This is a genomic window from Staphylococcus sp. HMSC072E01, assembly GCF_001814125.1.
GTDB lineage: Bacteria > Bacillota > Bacilli > Staphylococcales > Staphylococcaceae > Staphylococcus > Staphylococcus hominis.
Genome location: NZ_KV814962.1, coordinates 119,514 through 138,333 on the forward strand (window position 1 = coordinate 119,514; position 18,820 = coordinate 138,333).

An 18,820-nucleotide genomic window follows, 5' to 3' on the forward strand; every position below is an offset into this window, starting at 1 on the left:
AGAGATGAGAATAACAGAATTACTTACTAAAGAAACTATTGCTATGGATTTATCAGCTAGTGATAAAAACGGCGTCATTGATGAATTAGTTAATCAATTAGATTCAGCTGGTAAATTAAGCGATATAGCTCAATTTAAGGAAGCGATTCATAATCGTGAGTCACAAAGTACAACGGGAATTGGTGAAGGAATAGCCATTCCACATGCTAAAGTAGCAGCAGTGACATCACCTGCGATTGCTTTTGGTAAATCAAAAGAAGGTGTGGACTATCAAAGTTTAGATGGTCAACCTGCGCATTTATTCTTTATGATTGCAGCACCAGAGGGTGGCGCACAAACACATTTAGATGCATTAGCTAAATTGTCAGGCATTTTAATGGACGATACAGTAAGAGAAAATCTATTACAGGCTAATTCGAAAGAAGAAATACTTCGTATTATTGATGATGCTGATGATGAAGCAACTAAAGAAGAAGAAAAAGAAGCTCAAGAACAAGAGGCTGAAGCACAAGCAACAACTGGCGCATCAGCGAATGATAATGCTAACGAACCTTATGTTTTAGCTGTAACAGCGTGTCCAACAGGTATTGCACATACGTATATGGCCCGTGATGCTTTGAAAAAACAAGCAGAAAAAATGGAAGTGAAAATAAAAGTTGAAACAAATGGTTCAAGTGGTATTAAAAACCATTTAACTCAACAAGATATTGAACGTGCAACTGGGATTATTGTAGCTGCCGATGTTCATGTAGAAACAGATCGTTTCGATGGTAAAAATGTAGTTGAGGTTCCAGTAGCAGACGGGATTAAACGTCCTGAAGAGTTAATTAATACAGCACTTGATACAAGTAGAAAACCATTTAAAGCACATGGTGGACAAAAAAATACAGATAAAGATAGTAATGATGAAAAATTAAGTCCAGGTAAAGCATTTTATAAACACTTAATAAATGGTGTATCTAATATGTTACCACTTGTTATTGCTGGTGGTATATTAATGGCGATTGTATTCTTATTTGGCGCCAACTCATTTGATCCAAAAAGTCCTGAACACAATGCGTTTGCAGAACAATTGTGGAATATTGGTAATAAGAGTGCCTTTGCATTAATTATTCCAATCTTAGCTGGTTTCATTTCTCGTAGTATTGCAGATAAACCAGGTTTTGCAGCTGGCCTAGTTGGCGGTATGTTAGCAATTTCTGGTGGCTCTGGGTTTATCGGTGGTATTATTGCTGGTTTCTTAGCGGGTTATTTAACACAAGGTATCAAATATATTACTCGTAATTTACCTCAAGCAGTTGAAGGTTTAAAACCAACATTAATTTATCCACTATTAAGTGTGACAATTACTGGATTATTAATGATTTATGTATTTAATCCACCTGCAGCATGATTAAACAATCTATTATTAAATGGTTTAAATAGTTTATCTGGTTCTAACATTATGCTATTAGGACTAGTTATTGGAGCTATGATGGCAATTGATATGGGAGGTCTATTCAATAAAGCAGCTTATGTATTTGCGACAGCAGCTTTAACTGAAGGTAATGCTGCACCAATAACAGCAGCAATGGTTGGTGGTATGATTCCACCATTAGCAATTGCCACAGCAATGTTTATCTTTAAACGTAAATTTACAAAAGAGCAACGTGGCTCAATCGTACCTAACTATGTTATGGGTCTATCATTCATCACAGAAGGTGCTATACCTTTTGCAGCTGCTGACCCATTACGTGTGATTCCATCAATGATGGTCGGTTCAGGTGTTGCTGGAGCGATTGCATTAGGACTTGGTTCAAGAATTAATGCACCTCATGGTGGTATCATCGTTATAGCAGCCACAGACTTTAGTCATATTATCCAAACTATCATTGCTTTAATTATAGGTACACTTGTTTCAGCAGTACTTTATGGTTTACTGAAACCAAAATTAACAGAACAAGAAATTAAAGCTTCAGAATCTATGGATGAATAATAAACATTAATTTAATGAGCCTGAGACATAATGAGTTGTCTCAGGCATTTTTTTATATATTGATATTTGGTCATTGAATTGAAAACGTGTTGCATCAAGATTATTTCAAGGAGTACTAGCATCGAAATCTTTGTAAAAAAGCAATGTTCAAAGAAATTTGGGGTGGAGTGCCAGCAAAAAGGGTTTCCTGGGAAATCCAACGTTCAACGAAAGCTGGGGTTACATTATCGAAGGGATTAACGAATTCTGTCCAATCTTTTATTATATAGTTAGTATATAATTAAAAAGACATAGATATATATGTACTTGACTATTACTACAGATTAGGTTTAAATGGGAATTTGAGTTTAAGAAACAAATAACCATCCTGGAGTATTATTGTACTTTTATAGCATTTAATTAAAAATTCCTCACATATCATTTCTCTGATTTTCTTAAAAATTTATTACAAGGACTATTGAAGTATATATGAAATAGTAGTAAGAAAATCATTATATAATGCTTTTTAAATGATTTTAAATGTTAAAAGCTTTCTTATTCTTATTTAACCATTTAGTATAGAAATATGGTAATATTAAAGTAATACATTTTTTTTGGGGGTGTCTTAATGGGAAGGTCTTAACATGCGTTTATAACGGTGATAAGTATGACGTATTAAATTCGTGTTACTCATTAGAGACACATAATATTTGGAGGTGAATCCCTAGAAATAGGGAACTAATTGGAAACAGTGACCATAATTAATTTAGTAATATTTTTTCTATTAATCGCTTTAACAACCGTATTCGTTGGATCTGAATTTGCATTAGTAAAAGTACGTTCAACAAGAATTGAACAACTTGCTGATGAAGGTAATGGAAGTGCAAAAATTGTTAAAAAGATGATTGCTAATCTTGATTATTATTTATCAGCATGTCAACTTGGTATTACAGTTACATCTTTAGGTTTAGGTTGGTTAGGTGAACCGACATTCGAAAAACTATTACATCCACTTTTTAATCTATTACATTTGCCAAGTGCAGTGACTACAACCATTTCATTTGTGATTTCGTTTATTGTTGTAACTTATTTACATGTAGTGTTAGGTGAGTTAGCACCTAAATCAATAGCAATACAACATACTGAAAAATTAGCATTAACTTATGCTAGACCATTATATTATTTTGGTAATGTCATGAAGCCATTAATATGGTTAATGAATGGTTCGGCACGAGTAATTATTAGAATGCTTGGTGTTGACCCTGATGCGCAAGCAGATGCAATGTCTGAGGAAGAAATTAAAATCATTATTAATAATAGTTATAATGGTGGAGAAATTAATCAAACAGAACTGAATTACATGCAAAATATCTTTTCATTTGACGAAAGACATGCGAAAGATATCATGGTTCCACGTACACAAATGGTAACGTTAAACGAACCATTTAATGTTGACGAATTACTTGACACGATTAAAGAACATCAATTTACACGTTATCCAATTACTGAAGATGGGGATAAAGACCATATAAAAGGTTTTATTAATGTAAAAGAATTTTTAACAGAATATGCTTCAGGTAGAACAATTAAAATCTCTAATTATATTCATGAATTACCTATGATTTCAGAAACAACTCGTATTAGCGATGCATTAGTTTCAATGCAACGTGAACATGTTCATATTAGTCTTATTATTGACGAATATGGTGGTACTGCCGGTATTCTAACAATGGAAGATATTCTTGAAGAGATTGTCGGTGAAATCAGAGATGAATTTGATGATGATGAAATAAATGATATTGTTAAATTAGAGGAAGATATATATCAAATTAACGGACGTGTCTTACTTGATGATTTACATGAAAAATTTGATATCACTTTTGAAGATTCTGAAGATATCGATACAATAGGTGGATGGTTACAAGCACACAATACTAATCTTCAAGTTGAAGACTATATAGATACAAAATACGATCGATGGATTGTTTCTGAAATGGATAATCACCAATTGGTATGGGTTGTACTTAAATACCAATTTAATGAAACAAGACCTGTGATTAGTGATGAAGAGGAAGAAGACAATCACAATCATAAACATGAATCGGATGAATAAAAATAAAGGCACTTGGGTATGTAAACCTAAGTGTCTTTATTTGTATGCGTAAAAGAAATTAAGTTATGCTAATTTTTAGTTAAAAAAATACATTGAATAGGATGTGGCATAAATGATAAATGATACACAAGTGTTAAATAATGGTTACCCAATGCCTAAAGTAGGACTAGGCGTTTATAAAATGGAAGATGATGAGATGGAAACCGCAGTACAAACAGCATTAGAAGCGGGATATCGTGCATTTGATACTGCTTATTTTTACGGTAATGAACAAGTACTAGGTAAGGCTTTAAACAACAGTGATATTGCGAGAGAAGACGTATTTATTACTTCTAAATTATGGAATGATTATCAAGGATATGATAATACATTAGAATATTTTAATAAATCTTTAGAAAACTTAGGATTGGATTATTTAGATTTATATTTAATTCATTGGCCATGTGAAAAAGATGGCTTATATATTGAATCTTATAAAGCATTAGAAAAATTATATAATGAAGGTAAAATTAAAGCGATTGGTGTATGTAACTTTAAACCCCATCACTTAGAAACATTGATGAAAGAGACAACTATTGTACCTCAAATTAATCAAATAGAAGTTCATCCTTATTTTAATCAACAAGATGTACAAGATTATTGTGATAAACATGATATTACTGTCACAGCTTGGATGCCACTTATGAGAAATCGAGGATTATTAGATGATCCAGTAATTACAAAATTAGCAGAACAATATGACAAAACACCAGCACAAATTGTATTACGTTGGCATCTAGCCCATGACAGAATTATTATTCCTAAATCAAAAACCCCATCTCGTATTCGTGAAAATTATGATATTTTTGACTTTAATTTAGAACTTACTGAGATTGCGGAAATTGATAGTTTAAATAGAAATGCACGTCAAGGTAAAGATCCAGATGATGTAGCAATAGATGATTTAAAATAATATAGTTTAATTATTACAAAAGCTAGAGTTAATATTAATTATTTGTTAATTACATGGTTATTAGTAGAATATTTATTGATTTTATTGATACAATATTAGAAAGAATGTAGAAAAGGATGTAATTAGATGAAAATCAGAGTCATTATACCTTGCTTCAATGAAGGTAAAGTCGTAAAAAAAACTTACGATAGATTGACTGAAATTTTGACGGAGAATAGTAAAACTCGTCGTTATTATTATGACTTGTTATTTATTGATGATGGTAGTAAAGATAATACGATTGAGCATATACAAAATTTAGCGGAATACGATGAACATGTTAAATATATTTCTTTCAGTCGAAATTTTGGTAAAGAAGCAGCAATGATTGCTGGTTTTCAACACAGTGTGAATGTTGATGCAGTCGTAATGATTGATGGAGATTTACAACATCCTCCGGAATTTATACCTAAAATGATTGAAATATATCAACAAGGTTTTGATCAAGTTGTCGCTAAACGAGATCGTAGTGGTGAAAATATTGCACGTAAAACAATGTCAAAGTTGTACTATAAGCTCATTAATAGCTTTGTCGAAGATATTAAATTTAGTGATGGTGTAGGCGATTTTCGATTATTAAGTCAACGTGCAGTTAAATCGATTGTTTCATTAAATGAATATAATCGATTTTCTAAAGGATTATTTGAATGGATAGGGTATAATACAAAGATCTTTACTTATAAAAATGTAGAACGAGAAGCTGGAGAATCTAAATGGACATTTACCAAGTTATTAAATTATGGGATTGATGGATTAATATCATTTAATAATAAACCACTGAGAGCAATGATATATCTTGGAATGTTTATCTTTGGATTAAGCATCATTTATATTATTTATTTGTTAATAGGTATTTTAATGAATGGAATTAATCATCCAGGTTATTTTACAACAATAGCAGCTGTATTGTTATTAGGTGGCATTCAGTTAATGTCTATTGGTGTAGTTGGCGAATATATTGGGCGAATTTATTACGAAGTAAAACAAAGACCAAAATATATTGTGGAAGCTTCCAATTTAAAAACACCTATTGACAAAGTAGTTGCAGAAAAAGAAAAAATTTATCAATAAAAAAATAAACATGTAAAAGCTCTTACATCATAGCTTCTTACATGTTTATTTTTTTAAGTCATTTTCAAAATTATTATGTTTTAGTTGCCATAATAAATATATATCAAATAAAGCATAAATAATTATGAAGATATACCAAAATGATGTTAATAAAGTCAAAAGTATAATTGAAATAATAATAATTGTATGACCAATCATAATAGGGTGTTGTAGCTTACTCAAAAATTTAAGATGATTCATTTCATTTTTTGAAAAAGTACTTATGAAATCAATGCTTAAGCCTATGATAAATATAGCTGGAGCTAAATAAGGAATAGACATATAGACTGATTGGTCGCTAGATTCAAAAGTGATAAATAATGAGCAACTAATCATAATTGCAAAAATGAATGCAAGAGATTTATACTCTGAAATCATTAAGTATATATGTTTACGATTTAAATAATATTGTAAGATTGTCCAACTTAAGAAAAATATAATTGAAGCAAATGTTATAAAATTGAACTTTTCAATCACAACACTATTAATAATAGCATTGATAACAATAGATAATAGAACGGAGTTAAACGTTAGTTGTTTGAAATGATGCCGATATAAATCAAAGCCCAGAACACATATGGTAATGGCTATATTAATAAATACATATATAATCATGTTGTACTCCTATCACGTGTGTGTAGTTCATTAAAATATTATAGCAATTAAAATAAACTTAATCATTTCAAAACACTTAATAAATATCATTCTATTATAATTTACTAATTATACACCTTTCTTATTACTCCATAACAATGTATGTAACTGAGGTAAAACATACACATGATTCATATCACTGCTATTCATTACTGTGTCTACAAGAGTTTCATAGCGACCAAGTAATTTTTCGGTATGATATTCAACATCATCATCTAAATAGGGATTTCCTGCTTGCAAATAAAATGGAATATTAGGATAACGATGATGAATCATTTTAGCAAATTGATAATCTTCTTTATCAAAAACAACTACTTTCAAGTTCAATGTTGATGGTCTACATTGTTCTATGACACTATCTAATATTTCTAAATTAGGCACCATATTAGAGCTTGGCGGTTTAGGACTAATTGTTAAATCGTTAATTTGTCGCATCCAAGGTTGAAATTTACTGCCTTGGGTTTCTAATGCCGTAAAAATATTTTTTTCTTCAAATAAATCTACTAAATCTTGAATCCCTTTGATTAATGCAGGGTTACCTCCAGAAATAGTGACATGATCAAATTGATTACCGCCAATTTCTTTTAAACGATCATAAATGTCTTGAGCAGTTAATAACTCTATATCATCTTTAGCGCTACCATCCCACGTAAAGGCGGAATCGCACCAACTACAACGATAATCGCATCCTGCTGTGCGGACAAACATTGTTTTTCGTCCTATAACTCGTCCTTCTCCTTGAATAGTAGGTCCGAAAATTTCTAAAACTGGTATTTTTGAAGGCATTATTTAATCTCCTTTGGACGATAGACAACATAACTTGATGGTGTTTCACGTAAATACACTTGTACACATTTAGGTTTATTGTCATACTCGTTAAGATGAGCTTGTACGATTTCAAAAATTGTCTGTGCCACAATTTCAGTAGAAGGACTTTTATCTTTAAATTGAGGTAACTCATTTAATAAATAGTGATCAAATTGGTCATGGACCAATCGTTTTAATTCACTAAAATTAATTAAAAATCCATTATGGTCGAGTGCATCTCCAACAATAGTTAAGTTAACAAAATAAGTATGTCCATGTGTTCTCATGCATTTTCCAGCATCTTCACTAGGAATAAAATGTGCTGCTGAAAAATTGAAATCTTTATTTAATTCAAATGTATAAGGGTGATTCACTGTAGGATAAACTTGTTGTATCATAATGACGCATCTCCTTTTTGTTCTAAATATTGATGAAGTCCACGTTGTCTTAATTTACAAGCTGGACATTTTCCGCATCCATCTCCAATAATACCGTTGTAGCATGTAAGCGTATTGTGACGCACATAATTGAGAACACCTAATTCATCACTGAGTTCCCAAGTTTGCGCTTTATCTAACCACATTAAGGGTGTATGAATAACAAAATCTCTATCCATAGATAAACTAAGTGTGACATTCATAGATTTAATAAAACTATCTCGGCAATCTGGGTAACCAGAGAAGTCTGTTTCACATACACCCGTAATGATGTGTTTCGCATTCACTTGATAGGCAAGAGCCCCAGCAAATGATAAAAATAATAAATTACGAGCAGGTACAAAAGTATTTGGTATACCATCTTCCCCTGTCTCAATTTTCATGTCATGTTTTGTTAATGCATTTGGAGTAAGTTGGGATAGTAAAGACATGTCTAAAATATGATGTTTCAACCCTTGATCTTTTGCTATTTTAGAAGCTACTTCGATTTCTGTATTATGTCTTTGCCCATAATTGAATGTGACAAGTTCAACTTCTTTAAAATGTCTTTTGGCATAGAAAAGACAGGTTGTACTATCTTGACCACCACTAAACACAACAATTGCTTTTTCAGAATTCAAAACACTGTTTGGCATAACGTTTCTCCTTTAAAAGTTAATATTTTTAATTTATGATGAAATAGAATGAAAACATTTGATATAAAATATAAAAAAAGCCTATCTCTATAAAAAGATAGACTTAAAATATGTAGAACATATGTACATTAAAAAGTATGTATAAATATTTCTACAAAGGTCTAGTTTTTTATAGAGGGTTTCAGCTAGGAACCTCTTTATATTCGAATTATACGATAGATAGCTTAATATATTCATATCTTAAAATCAAGTGCTAGTTTATAGAATATTAAAGTAAGCGCTTATATAAAAATTGTATTTTAAATATATTATTTTGAAGGTTGGAAATAATTATGATTATAGTCATAGATAATAATGATTCATTTACATATAACTTGATTGATTACATAAAAATAGAAACCTCTCATTGTGTAGAGGTATTAAAGGTAACAGAAGTGACTGTAGCATTACTTGAAGAATTAACAATTGAGGCTATTGTTATCTCTCCAGGTCCGGGAAAACCAAGTGACTATCCAATTTTGAAAAGCGTTTTAGATAGATATGCCTCATCGGTACCTATATTAGGTATCTGTTTAGGGTTTCAACTCATCTATAAATATTATGGAGGAGAAATTATTCATGGACCAAAGCCTGTTCATGGTCATACAACACCTATAATCCATACAGGCAAAGGACTTTTCAAACATTTACCTCAAAATTTTCATGTCATGCGTTATCATTCCTTAATTGCTAATAGGCAACAATTACCTTCTCAATTAAATACTACAGCTACAAATAATGAAGGTATTATGATGGCATTTGAACATGATACCCTACCTATTTTTGCAGTACAGTATCATCCTGAATCTATATTAAGTGAATATGGTCATCAGCAGATTCAATACTTTATAGAGAAAGTAGGAAAAATACATGAATATTACGTTTAATTACCGTTATTATACTAACGAAGATGACTACATCGATTATCAATTGCGATTTGATCAATATATTTCAAAATCAATTGCCTATTCTTTAGAAGAAGTAGGTGAAGTTATTCAATTTGCTGAAGAACAACAGACAAAGGGGCATTATGTAGCGTTATATTTAACTTATGAATCAGCGCCATTTTTTAATAATCAATTAGAAACGTATCACTTAATAGAAAAAGAAGTATATGCTGCTGCATACGCTTTTAATCAACCCTTAAACTCTGATAATAATAAGGACAATATACAATATCATTCAGTACATCACTTTCAATTCCAAGAAAGTGACGAACAAATGAGAAGAAAAATTATTAAAATACAAGAAGCTATTACAGAAGGAGATACTTATCAAGTTAACTATACTACTCGTTTATCCAGTAAAGTGCATTATCCTATTTCAATGTTATATACCTATTTAACTCACAACAATAACGGTGGCTATACAGCTTTATTAGATACTGAAGAAGTAAAAGTTGCGTCAATTTCTCCAGAGTTATTTTTTCAAAAAGGTACATTTAACGATAAAGCAAACGTGATTGTTAGTAAGCCAATGAAAGGAACAATGTCACGTGGGAAAACTAGTGTAGAAGATCAGTTGAATTATGAAAAATTAATGTATTCTCATAAAGATAGAGCAGAAAATGTAATGATTGTTGATTTATTACGTAATGATATGTCAAGGATTTCAAAAACTGGAACCATCGAGGTTTATAAATTGTTCTTTATTGAAACGTATCAAACCGTATATCAAATGACAAGTATGGTAACAGGGCAACTAGAAGATGCTGTATCTCTTCATTCGATTTTAACAGCAATGTTTCCATGTGGATCGATCACTGGTGCGCCTAAACAAAGTACAATGACTTATATCAAACACTTAGAAACCAGTCCAAGATATATTTATTGCGGCACAATAGGTTTATTGTTACCAGATGATAAAATGATTTTTAACATTCCAATTAGAACAGTAGAATATCGAAATAATATGGCTCTTTACGGGGTAGGTGCGGGAATTACCATTGATTCTGTTCCATTAAATGAAATTCAAGAATTTCGAGACAAAACCAAAATATTGGAGGAGTTATGATTGAAATTATTTGAAACAATGCAACTTAATCATGGTCATATACCAAGGTTAAACTATCATACGCGTCGACTATGTCATTCTTGTTCACAATTAGGTTTTCAGTTTTCAGAGAATGCTTGGTATAGTTATATTGAAAATTTAAAACAAAATTATAATGACCGCTTATATCGTTTGAAAGTAGAAATTGATAAAGACGGACAATTCACTCACGTTATTCAGCCATTATCTTCTAAAGACATTTTTACTGCACGTTTTAAAAAATCTAACAGTGATTATCCACAAAAATTCATTATAAATAAAACAACAGAAAGAGCACATTTAACGCATAATCATGAAACAGATTTGATACTACTGTATGATGATAGTGGCAAAATTTTAGAATTTGATATTGGAAATATTATGATTAAAGAAAATGGAAACTATTATACGCCACGATATAATAAAGATTTTTTACGAGGATGTATGAGAGAAAGTTTATTAAAAAATCATAAACTTAAGGTGAAATATTACACTAAAGATGAATTAATGATAAAACTGGAAAATGAAGAAGTAGAAGTTTATTTACTGAATAGTCTACGTGAAGTTGCTCAGGTATCTATTTATATATAAAATACAATTGATAGATATTGTGAAATTTAATTTAGTTAATAATGGAGAAAGTTATGGCATTATTATGGTTAATACTTATCATATTACTCAATAGTTTAAGTAAATATATAATCAATCAATATTTGAAGCATAATCTAATTATGCTACCGCGTATTGTAGGAACATTGACTGTGTTGTTTCAATTTGTACTAGTATATCTTTTAATTCAATCCATCATGCCATATGCTACGCATTTATTAAATTTATTTTATCATCAATAAAATAGATTCAAATAATTTAGAATGTAATAAGAGGTGCAATAATGAAAATTTATAGTCAAGGAGATCAAGCGATTATTATAGATATTGAACAAGAAGTCGCTGAAGATGTAACTAAAAATTTAATTGCTGTACGTACACATTTATTAAATAAAGACTTACCTTTCATCACTGATATTGTACCTACAGAATCTAGTATGATGATTTGTTATGATGCTCGAGATATGATTAAACATTATAATATTTCATCGCCATTTCAATATATGAAGGCACTTGTAAATTCAATTCAAACTGAATTAGAACATATCGAAAATAAACAAACAGCGTGTCATTTTCATAATATTCCTGTGGTTTATGGTGATCAGTTTGGACCTGATTTAGAGGCTCTATTAAAATACTATCGTCTATCCAAAGAGGAATTTATTCAACTTCATTCAAAATCACATTACTTTGTCTCTATGATGGGATACTCTCCAGGCTTTCCTTATTTAACAGGAATGAATGAAAAATTATATGTTAATCACACAAGTCAGAAGAAAAAAAGAGTGCCGGCAGGTTCTGTCATTATTGAAGGGAAAAAATGTGGCATTGTAACGACAGATACTTATAACGATTGGTTAGTCATTGGCTATACCCCAATTAAATTATTTTCACCAGAGCGCAATCACTTTAATTTATTAAAATTAGGAGATAATGTCTTATTTCATCCTAAAAATCCAAATGATGCTGAATTAGGAGATTTTAAATAATGTCAATCATAATAGAAAAACCTGGACTTTTTAGCACATTCCAAGACTTTGGACGCCAAGGGTATGAATATGAGGGAGTCATCCCAGGCGGTGCATTAGATACATTAGGACATGAAATTGCGAATCGTCTTGTAGCAAATGATAAAAACGAAGCAACTTTAGAAATGACACATATTATGGCGAAAATTAGATTCACAGAGCCTACTTTAATTGCTTTAACAGGTTATCACTTTGAAGCGTGTACAGAAAACATGAAAATTAAACCTTATAAATTGTATTTAGTAGAAAAAGGAGAAGTATTGTCTTTCAAAGAAACGAGTACAACATCTCGTGTTTATTTAGCTATTGGGGGAGGATTTAAATTAGATTCTTGGTTAAATTCAACTTCAACAGATTTAAATATTGGTGTTGGAGGATTTCATGGAAGAACACTTCAAGAAGGCGATGAAATTGAAATGAAACGTGATTATACATCACGACACCGTAAACTTTTTGAAAATTTAGCACATCAGCGAACAACAAGTTGGGGAATTGATGGTTATGCTTTATCGTTTAATTATGTTTCTGATGTATTTCATGTCATTGCTAATAAAGGAACAAATGATTTTGATACTGATATACAACAAACATTTATACATGGAGAGTACAAAGTAACGAATAAGTCTAATCGTGTAGGGATGTTACTAGAGGGTCCTAGTATCAAAGCATATTATGAAGATATGCCTGAGTATCAACCAGTAAAAAAGGGCACTATTCAAGTAAAACGTGATGGGACACCTATTATTTTATTAAATGATCATTATACGATTGGAAGTTATCCACAAATAGGGACTATAGCAAGCTATCATTTGACTAAACTAGCTCAAAAACCACAAGGATCTCGTTTGAAATTTCAATTTATAGATATTGAAACGGCTGAAAAAAATACTGTGAAGTTTAGTAATTGGACGAATCAATTATTTCATGGTATCGAATTTCGAATGCAATTAGAAATGTTAAAATAAAAAATATCATCAAAATATTGAACATTAATATTTTAATGATATTTTTTAATGTAAAGGTATAGGACTATAGTCTGATTAAATTGAATAGATTAGGCGTTATAATATATCAATCAGTTTAACAATTTAGAAATGATTAGGTATATAAATGGAAAGGCTGAACTTGAGCTTTTTCTTGATAAATAAGTAAAAATACTTTATATTTATATATTGAACTATGAAGTATTATTACAAAAATATTACAAAATTCATATTTTTGTAATAAATAGTTAACAATTAAATGTAGTAATAAAAAGTGTTCTTTTATTAAATGATAATTAAAAATTTTATTGTTTTAAAAATATATTAAATTTTAAAAATAGCATTTGTAAATGGCCGTATTCGAATAACTATAAACGGAGGAAACATTCATGAGTTTACACAAAAGAAAAATAAGTCTTTTTGCGTTTTTCTTAATGACTGTATTTACAGTAACCTTGAAAACGTATTTCTCATACTATGTAGATTTTTCTTTAGGTGTTAAAGGATTAGTTCAAAATTTAATACTATTGATGAATCCATATAGTTTAATCGCGCTTATTTTAAGTATCTTTTTGTTCTTTAAAGGTAAGAAAGCATATTGGTTTATTTTTATTGGAGGATTCTTATTAACATTTTTACTCTATGCTAATGTTGTTTATTTTAGGTTCTTCTCAGACTTTTTAACGTTTAGTACATTAAATCAAGCGAGTAACGTTGAATCGATGGGGGGCGCAGTAAGTGCCTCTTTTAAATGGTATGACTTTGTGTATTTCTTAGATACTATTGTTTATCTGTTTATTTTAATTTTTAAACGAAGTGGGTTAGACAAACGTGTATTTAGTAAAAAGTTTGTACCAGTAGTGATGGCAGCATCAATTGCATTGTTCTTTTTAAACTTAGCTTTTGCTGAAACTGATCGACCTGAATTATTAACTCGTACATTTGATCACAAATATTTAGTTAAATATTTAGGTCCATATAATTTCACTGTATATGATGGTGTTAAAACGATTCAAAACAATCAACAAAAAGCATTGGCTTCTGAAGATGATTTAACTCGTGTTTTAAATTATACGAAACAAAAAAATACGGAGCCAAACTCTGAATATTATGGTATTGCTAAAAGGAAAAATATCATAAAAATACATTTAGAAAGTTTTCAAACATTTTTAATTAATAAAAAAGTAAATGGTAAGGAAGTTACACCTTTCTTAAATAAATTATCGACTGGTAACGATGACTTTAGATATTATCCAAACTTCTTCCATCAAACAGGACAAGGTAAAACTTCTGATTCAGAATTTACAATGGATAATAGTTTATATGGTTTACCTCAAGGATCTGCGTATTCATTAAAAGGAGATAACACATATCAATCTTTACCATCAATTTTAGATCAAAAAGAAGGTTACACTTCTGATGTTATGCACGGGGACTACAAAACATTTTGGAACCGTGATCAAATTTATAAACATTTTGGTATAGATAAATTTTACGATGCAACATATTATGATATGTCGGATGAAAATGTCGTGAATTTAGGGTTAAAAGATAAACCTTTCTTTAAAGCATCAGCAGAATATCAATCTAAAATGAAACAACCTTTTTACTCTCATTTAATTACACTAACTAACCATTATCCATTTACTTTAAATTCAGAAGATGCAAGTATTGATAAGCCGAATACAGGCGATTCTACTGTAGATGGATATATTCAAACAGCGCATTACTTAGATCAAGCTTTAGAACAGTATATTAATGATTTGAAAACTAAAGGATTATATGATGATTCAGTCATTATGATTTACGGTGACCATTATGGTATTTCTGAAAACCATAACAATGCAATGGAAAAATTACTGGGTGAGCAAATTACACCAGCTAAATTCACAGATTTAAATCGTACTGGCTTCTGGTTAAAAATTCCTGGTAAAAATGGGACTGTAGATGAAACATATGCTGGACAAGTGGATGTTATGCCTACTATTTTACATTTAGTTGGTATTGACTCGAAGAATTATTTAATGTTGGGTACAGATATGTTATCTAAAGATCATAATGATGTGATTCCATTCCGTAATGGTGATTTCATCACAAAAGATTATAAATTTGTGAATGGTAAAGTATATTCAAATAAAAATAATGAATTAATAACAACGCCACCTAAAGATTTAGAAAAAAATAAGAAACAGGTGGAAAAAGATTTAGAAATGAGTGACGACGTATTAAACGGTGACCTATTCAGATTCTACAATAATCCAGATTTCAAAAAAATTAATCCGTCAAAATATGACTACAAAATAGGTCCTTATGGAAATCAAAAATAATTCAATATTAGAGAGTGTGTAAAATCAACATTCTATATTAAATGCCCGTAGATAAGTTTTATCTACGGGTTTTTTATAGTTGCATTAAAAATAAACAAAAAAGAAAGGGAGTGGAACAGAATTCATTTTGAATTCGTCGTTTTATTGTGGCAACGTATTCTTAACTTGCGTTAGACGTAGACTTTCTTATTGAAAGTTTTTATGGTGGAGTTCCGCGACTAGAATTGACTGCCAATATATAAAAAACGCCTAAGACAATTTATTATGTCTCAGGCTTATTCTTTAATTTAATTATCCTAATGATACGTCTAATATCATCATTATTACAAAACCAAGCATTAAGCTTAATGTAGCTAAATCTGTATTATTACCCGATTGAGAATCAGGAATAAGCTCTTCTACAACTACAAAAATCATTGCTCCTGCTGCAAAAGCTAATGCATAAGGTAGTACTGGAGTGATAAAAATAATTGCAATGGCACCTATAGTTGCAAAAATAGGTTCTACTATTGCTGATGCTTGACCATAATTAAATGCTTTAAAACGTGTTGCACCAGCGGCTCTAATCGGCATGGACAAAGCAGCTCCTTCTGGAATATTCTGAATACCAATACCAATTGCTAAACCAAGGGCTCCAAAAAAGGTAGCTTGTCCATTTCCAGTTGCAATTCCTCCAAATGCTACACCAATTGATAAACCTTCAGGAATATTGTGTAAAGTGATAGCTAATACTAGTAAAGCATTTTTACTTAAAGAAGTTTTAACGCCTTCTCGATATTGACTTTTATCACCGATTTTTTGGTGTATATGTGGAATGACTGCATCAAGTCCTCTAATAAACACACCACCTAGAATAAAACCAGTCGCAGCAGGTAACCAAGCAGGTAAATGACCATTTGTACCATAATCAATGGAAGGTTGTAATAAAGACCAAAAACTTGCAGCAATCATAATTCCAGCGGCAAAACCTTGCATAGAAGTTAGAATTTTTTTGTTTACAGTCTTAAAAATAAAGACTGATGCAGCACCTAAAGCAGTTAATAACCAAGTGATAATACCGGCAATAAGTGCTTGAAGATAAGGTGGTAAATTTTCGAAAAAGTCTATCATATCTATTTTCTCCTTATATCATTTAGCATTAAAAAGGTGTATAATATATAGAACTGAATTAAGCTTATCAGAAATATATTGAAATTTCGATATTAAAAAGGAAGTAAAAATATGGAAGCGTATAAAATAGAACAACTAAATAAATCATATGCTGATAAAGTTATTTTTGATGACTTAAATCTCTCTATTTCTGAACATGAAAAAATTGGACTTGTAGGTATAAATGGTACTGGTAAAAGTACTTTATTAAAAGTCATTGGTGGTTTAGATGAAGATTTTTCAGCCGATATAACTCATCCTAATCAGTATCGCATTCGTTATTCTTCACAGAAGCAACATTTAGATGGTGATATGACAGTATTTCAAGCTGTTCTAAGTTCCGATACAGATACTTTACGTATTATTAAAACATATGAAGAAGCTGTGACTATATATACAGAACATCAAAACGATGCGAATTTTAAAAAAATGATGGAAGCTCAAGAACTTATGGATCAACATCATGCATGGGATTATAATGCTGAAATTAAAACTATTTTATCAAAATTAGGTATTAATGATACGACTAAAAAAGTTAAAGAATTATCAGGCGGACAACAAAAACGTGTTGTCTTAGCTAAGACGCTTATTGAACAACCTGATTTGTTATTGTTAGATGAGCCTACAAACCATTTAGACTTTGAATCAATTAATTGGTTAATTAACTATGTTAAGCAATATCCACATACAGTTTTATTTGTGACACATGATCGCTATTTTTTAAATGAGATTGCTACACGTATTGTGGAATTAGATAGAGGAAAACTTAAATCTTATCCAGGAAACTATGAAGATTACATTGCAATGAAAGCTGAAAATGAAGTGATTGAACAAAAACAACAAGAAAAGCAAAAAGCACTTTATAAACAAGAACTTGCATGGATGCGTACAGGCGCAAAAGCAAGAACGACAAAACAACAAGCTCGAATTAACCGATTTAATGATTTAGAGACAGAAGTTCAATCTCATCATCAAAAAGATAAAGGTCAGCTCAATCTTGCTTATTCTAGATTAGGCAAACAAGTATTTGAGTTAGATCATTTAACGAAAAAGATTCAAAATAAAATATTATTCAAAGATGTAACAGAAATCATTCAAAGTGGTCAAAGAATTGGTATTGTTGGCCCAAATGGTGCAGGGAAGACGACAATGTTAAATATTTTAAATCAAGATGATACTGATTATTCTGGAGAATTAAAAGTTGGCCAAACTGTAAAAATAGCTTATTTTAAACAAACAGAAGAAACTTTGGATAGAGATATACGTATGATTGACTATTTGAGAGAAGAAAGTGAAGTGGCAAAAGAAAAAGATGGTACTTCAGTTTCAGTTACTCAATTGTTAGAGCGATTTCTATTTCCGAGTGCTGCTCATGGTAAAAAGATTTATAAATTATCAGGTGGAGAGCAAAAACGATTATATTTATTGAGATTGCTTGTTCATCAACCTAATGTTCTGTTACTTGATGAGCCAACCAATGATCTTGATACTGAAACATTAACAATTTTAGAAGACTACATTAGTACATTCGGAGGGTCAGTAGTTACTGTAAGTCATGATCGTTATTTTTTAAATAAAGTAGCACAAGAATATTGGTACATTCACGATGGCCAATTAGAACGTATTATTGGAACATTCGAAGATTATGAGGCCTATAAAAAAGAAAAAGATCGACAGGATACACTTGAAAAACAAGCTCAACAACCTAAAACTAAATCAAACATTCGTAAAAAGACGGGACTGTCTTATAAAGAAAAACGGGAATATGAAGCCCTAATGGAACGTATTGAAACGACAGAACATAGACTAGAGCAGATTGATGTTGAAATGGTAGAAGCGAGCGCTGACTACGCTAAAATAAAAGAATTAAATGAAGAAAAAGAACATCTAGAGCAGTCATATGATGTAGACATCACGAGATGGAGTGAATTAGAAGAAATAAAAGAGCAATAAG

Annotated in this window: 16 protein-coding genes and 1 pseudogene; 12 read left to right on the plus strand and 5 right to left on the minus strand. The window is 30.6% G+C overall.

The annotated features are described in order from the left end of the window. The first annotated feature begins 4 nt into the window (after positions 1-4). The 4 genes and pseudogenes from HMPREF2953_RS02465 to HMPREF2953_RS02480 all read left to right on the plus strand — a co-directional run bounded on the left by HMPREF2953_RS02465 (position 5) and on the right by HMPREF2953_RS02480 (position 6,129). A pseudogene (locus HMPREF2953_RS02465) lies at positions 5-1,975 on the plus strand (fructose-specific PTS transporter subunit EIIC). 721 nt (positions 1,976-2,696) lie between these two features. Further along, the gene (locus HMPREF2953_RS02470) at positions 2,697-4,067 is read left to right on the plus strand and encodes a hemolysin family protein (protein WP_049335034.1); all 1,371 of its coding nucleotides are present in this window, start codon (positions 2,697-2,699) and stop codon (positions 4,065-4,067) included. A gap of 112 nt (positions 4,068-4,179) precedes the next feature. Continuing rightward, positions 4,180-5,019, plus strand: a complete 840-nt coding sequence (locus HMPREF2953_RS02475; protein WP_070671619.1) for an aldo/keto reductase — start codon at positions 4,180-4,182, stop codon at positions 5,017-5,019. Positions 5,020-5,145: 126 nt separating this feature from the next. Beyond that, entirely contained in the window at positions 5,146-6,129 is a 984-nt protein-coding gene (locus tag HMPREF2953_RS02480; protein ID WP_070671622.1) for a glycosyltransferase family 2 protein, read from the plus strand. A 45-nt stretch (positions 6,130-6,174) separates the two neighbouring features. Here HMPREF2953_RS02480 and HMPREF2953_RS02485 read toward each other — a convergent pair whose 3' ends face one another. From HMPREF2953_RS02485 to queC, 4 genes are all read right to left on the minus strand, one after another. Then, entirely contained in the window at positions 6,175-6,783 is a 609-nt protein-coding gene (locus HMPREF2953_RS02485) for a hypothetical protein (protein WP_002449079.1), read from the minus strand. A 108-nt stretch (positions 6,784-6,891) separates the two neighbouring features. Next, positions 6,892-7,608: a 7-carboxy-7-deazaguanine synthase QueE gene (gene queE, locus HMPREF2953_RS02490; protein ID WP_070671625.1), complete on the minus strand. Its 717-nt coding sequence runs from the start codon at positions 7,606-7,608 to the stop codon at positions 6,892-6,894. Beyond that, positions 7,608-8,027, minus strand: coding sequence for a 6-carboxytetrahydropterin synthase QueD (queD, locus tag HMPREF2953_RS02495; protein ID WP_002449084.1), 420 nt, complete (start codon positions 8,025-8,027; stop codon positions 7,608-7,610). The genes queE and queD overlap by 1 nt, the downstream gene beginning before the upstream one ends. After that, on the minus strand, positions 8,024-8,701 hold the full coding sequence (gene queC / locus HMPREF2953_RS02500) for a 7-cyano-7-deazaguanine synthase QueC (protein WP_049335037.1): 678 nt from the start codon (positions 8,699-8,701) through the stop codon (positions 8,024-8,026). The genes queD and queC overlap by 4 nt, the downstream gene beginning before the upstream one ends. A gap of 332 nt (positions 8,702-9,033) precedes the next feature. On the opposite strand from queC, the gene HMPREF2953_RS02505 reads away from it, so the two are divergent. The 7 genes from HMPREF2953_RS02505 to ltaS all read left to right on the plus strand — a co-directional run bounded on the left by HMPREF2953_RS02505 (position 9,034) and on the right by ltaS (position 15,717). Next, the gene (locus HMPREF2953_RS02505) at positions 9,034-9,627 is read left to right on the plus strand and encodes an anthranilate synthase component II (protein ID WP_070671627.1); all 594 of its coding nucleotides are present in this window, start codon (positions 9,034-9,036) and stop codon (positions 9,625-9,627) included. After that, positions 9,611-10,753, plus strand: coding sequence for a chorismate-binding protein (locus tag HMPREF2953_RS02510; protein WP_070671629.1), 1,143 nt, complete (start codon positions 9,611-9,613; stop codon positions 10,751-10,753). Before HMPREF2953_RS02505 ends, HMPREF2953_RS02510 begins: the two co-directional genes overlap by 17 nt. Further along, entirely contained in the window at positions 10,754-11,362 is a 609-nt protein-coding gene (locus tag HMPREF2953_RS02515) for an aminotransferase class IV (protein WP_070671632.1), read from the plus strand. It abuts the gene before it with no gap. A 53-nt stretch (positions 11,363-11,415) separates the two neighbouring features. Then, positions 11,416-11,622, plus strand: a complete 207-nt coding sequence (locus tag HMPREF2953_RS11020) for a hypothetical protein (protein WP_083310579.1) — start codon at positions 11,416-11,418, stop codon at positions 11,620-11,622. Positions 11,623-11,663: 41 nt separating this feature from the next. After that, complete coding sequence (locus HMPREF2953_RS02520; RefSeq protein WP_070671633.1) at positions 11,664-12,368, plus strand: 5-oxoprolinase subunit B family protein; 705 nt, start codon at positions 11,664-11,666, stop codon at positions 12,366-12,368. Continuing rightward, positions 12,368-13,372 carry a 5-oxoprolinase subunit C family protein gene (locus HMPREF2953_RS02525; protein ID WP_070671635.1) on the plus strand — a complete coding sequence of 335 codons (1,005 nt, stop codon included), beginning with the start codon at positions 12,368-12,370 and terminating at the stop codon, positions 13,370-13,372. The genes HMPREF2953_RS02520 and HMPREF2953_RS02525 overlap by 1 nt, the downstream gene beginning before the upstream one ends. Positions 13,373-13,779: 407 nt before the next feature. Then, entirely contained in the window at positions 13,780-15,717 is a 1,938-nt protein-coding gene (gene ltaS / locus HMPREF2953_RS02530; RefSeq protein WP_070671637.1) for a polyglycerol-phosphate lipoteichoic acid synthase LtaS, read from the plus strand. A 291-nt stretch (positions 15,718-16,008) separates the two neighbouring features. Here the strand turns inward: ltaS and HMPREF2953_RS02535 are convergent, their stop codons facing one another. After that, on the minus strand, positions 16,009-16,827 hold the full coding sequence (locus HMPREF2953_RS02535; protein ID WP_070671639.1) for a ZIP family metal transporter: 819 nt from the start codon (positions 16,825-16,827) through the stop codon (positions 16,009-16,011). 111 nt (positions 16,828-16,938) lie between these two features. Between HMPREF2953_RS02535 and HMPREF2953_RS02540 the strand changes: the two genes are divergently transcribed. Beyond that, positions 16,939-18,819, plus strand: a complete 1,881-nt coding sequence (locus HMPREF2953_RS02540; protein WP_070671641.1) for an ABC-F family ATP-binding cassette domain-containing protein — start codon at positions 16,939-16,941, stop codon at positions 18,817-18,819. Position 18,820 lies beyond the last annotated feature (1 nt).

What these genes read in the sequence shown, in the direction of transcription:
- HMPREF2953_RS02525 (WP_070671635.1), top strand. Translation starts at nt 12,368, where the DNA reads ATGTCAATCATAATAGAAAAACCTGGACTTTTTAGCACATTCCAAGAC.
- HMPREF2953_RS11020 (WP_083310579.1), top strand. Translation starts at nt 11,416, where the DNA reads ATGGCATTATTATGGTTAATACTTATCATATTACTCAATAGTTTAAGT.
- ltaS (WP_070671637.1), top strand. Translation starts at nt 13,780, where the DNA reads ATGAGTTTACACAAAAGAAAAATAAGTCTTTTTGCGTTTTTCTTAATG.
- HMPREF2953_RS02475 (WP_070671619.1), top strand. Translation starts at nt 4,180, where the DNA reads ATGATAAATGATACACAAGTGTTAAATAATGGTTACCCAATGCCTAAA.
- HMPREF2953_RS02540 (WP_070671641.1), top strand. Translation starts at nt 16,939, where the DNA reads ATGGAAGCGTATAAAATAGAACAACTAAATAAATCATATGCTGATAAA.
- HMPREF2953_RS02480 (WP_070671622.1), top strand. Translation starts at nt 5,146, where the DNA reads ATGAAAATCAGAGTCATTATACCTTGCTTCAATGAAGGTAAAGTCGTA.
- HMPREF2953_RS02505 (WP_070671627.1), top strand. Translation starts at nt 9,034, where the DNA reads ATGATTATAGTCATAGATAATAATGATTCATTTACATATAACTTGATT.
- queC (WP_049335037.1), bottom strand. Translation starts at nt 8,701, where the DNA reads ATGCCAAACAGTGTTTTGAATTCTGAAAAAGCAATTGTTGTGTTTAGT.
- queD (WP_002449084.1), bottom strand. Translation starts at nt 8,027, where the DNA reads ATGATACAACAAGTTTATCCTACAGTGAATCACCCTTATACATTTGAA.
- HMPREF2953_RS02520 (WP_070671633.1), top strand. Translation starts at nt 11,664, where the DNA reads ATGAAAATTTATAGTCAAGGAGATCAAGCGATTATTATAGATATTGAA.
- HMPREF2953_RS02535 (WP_070671639.1), bottom strand. Translation starts at nt 16,827, where the DNA reads ATGATAGACTTTTTCGAAAATTTACCACCTTATCTTCAAGCACTTATT.
- queE (WP_070671625.1), bottom strand. Translation starts at nt 7,608, where the DNA reads ATGCCTTCAAAAATACCAGTTTTAGAAATTTTCGGACCTACTATTCAA.
- HMPREF2953_RS02510 (WP_070671629.1), top strand. Translation starts at nt 9,611, where the DNA reads ATGAATATTACGTTTAATTACCGTTATTATACTAACGAAGATGACTAC.
- HMPREF2953_RS02485 (WP_002449079.1), bottom strand. Translation starts at nt 6,783, where the DNA reads ATGATTATATATGTATTTATTAATATAGCCATTACCATATGTGTTCTG.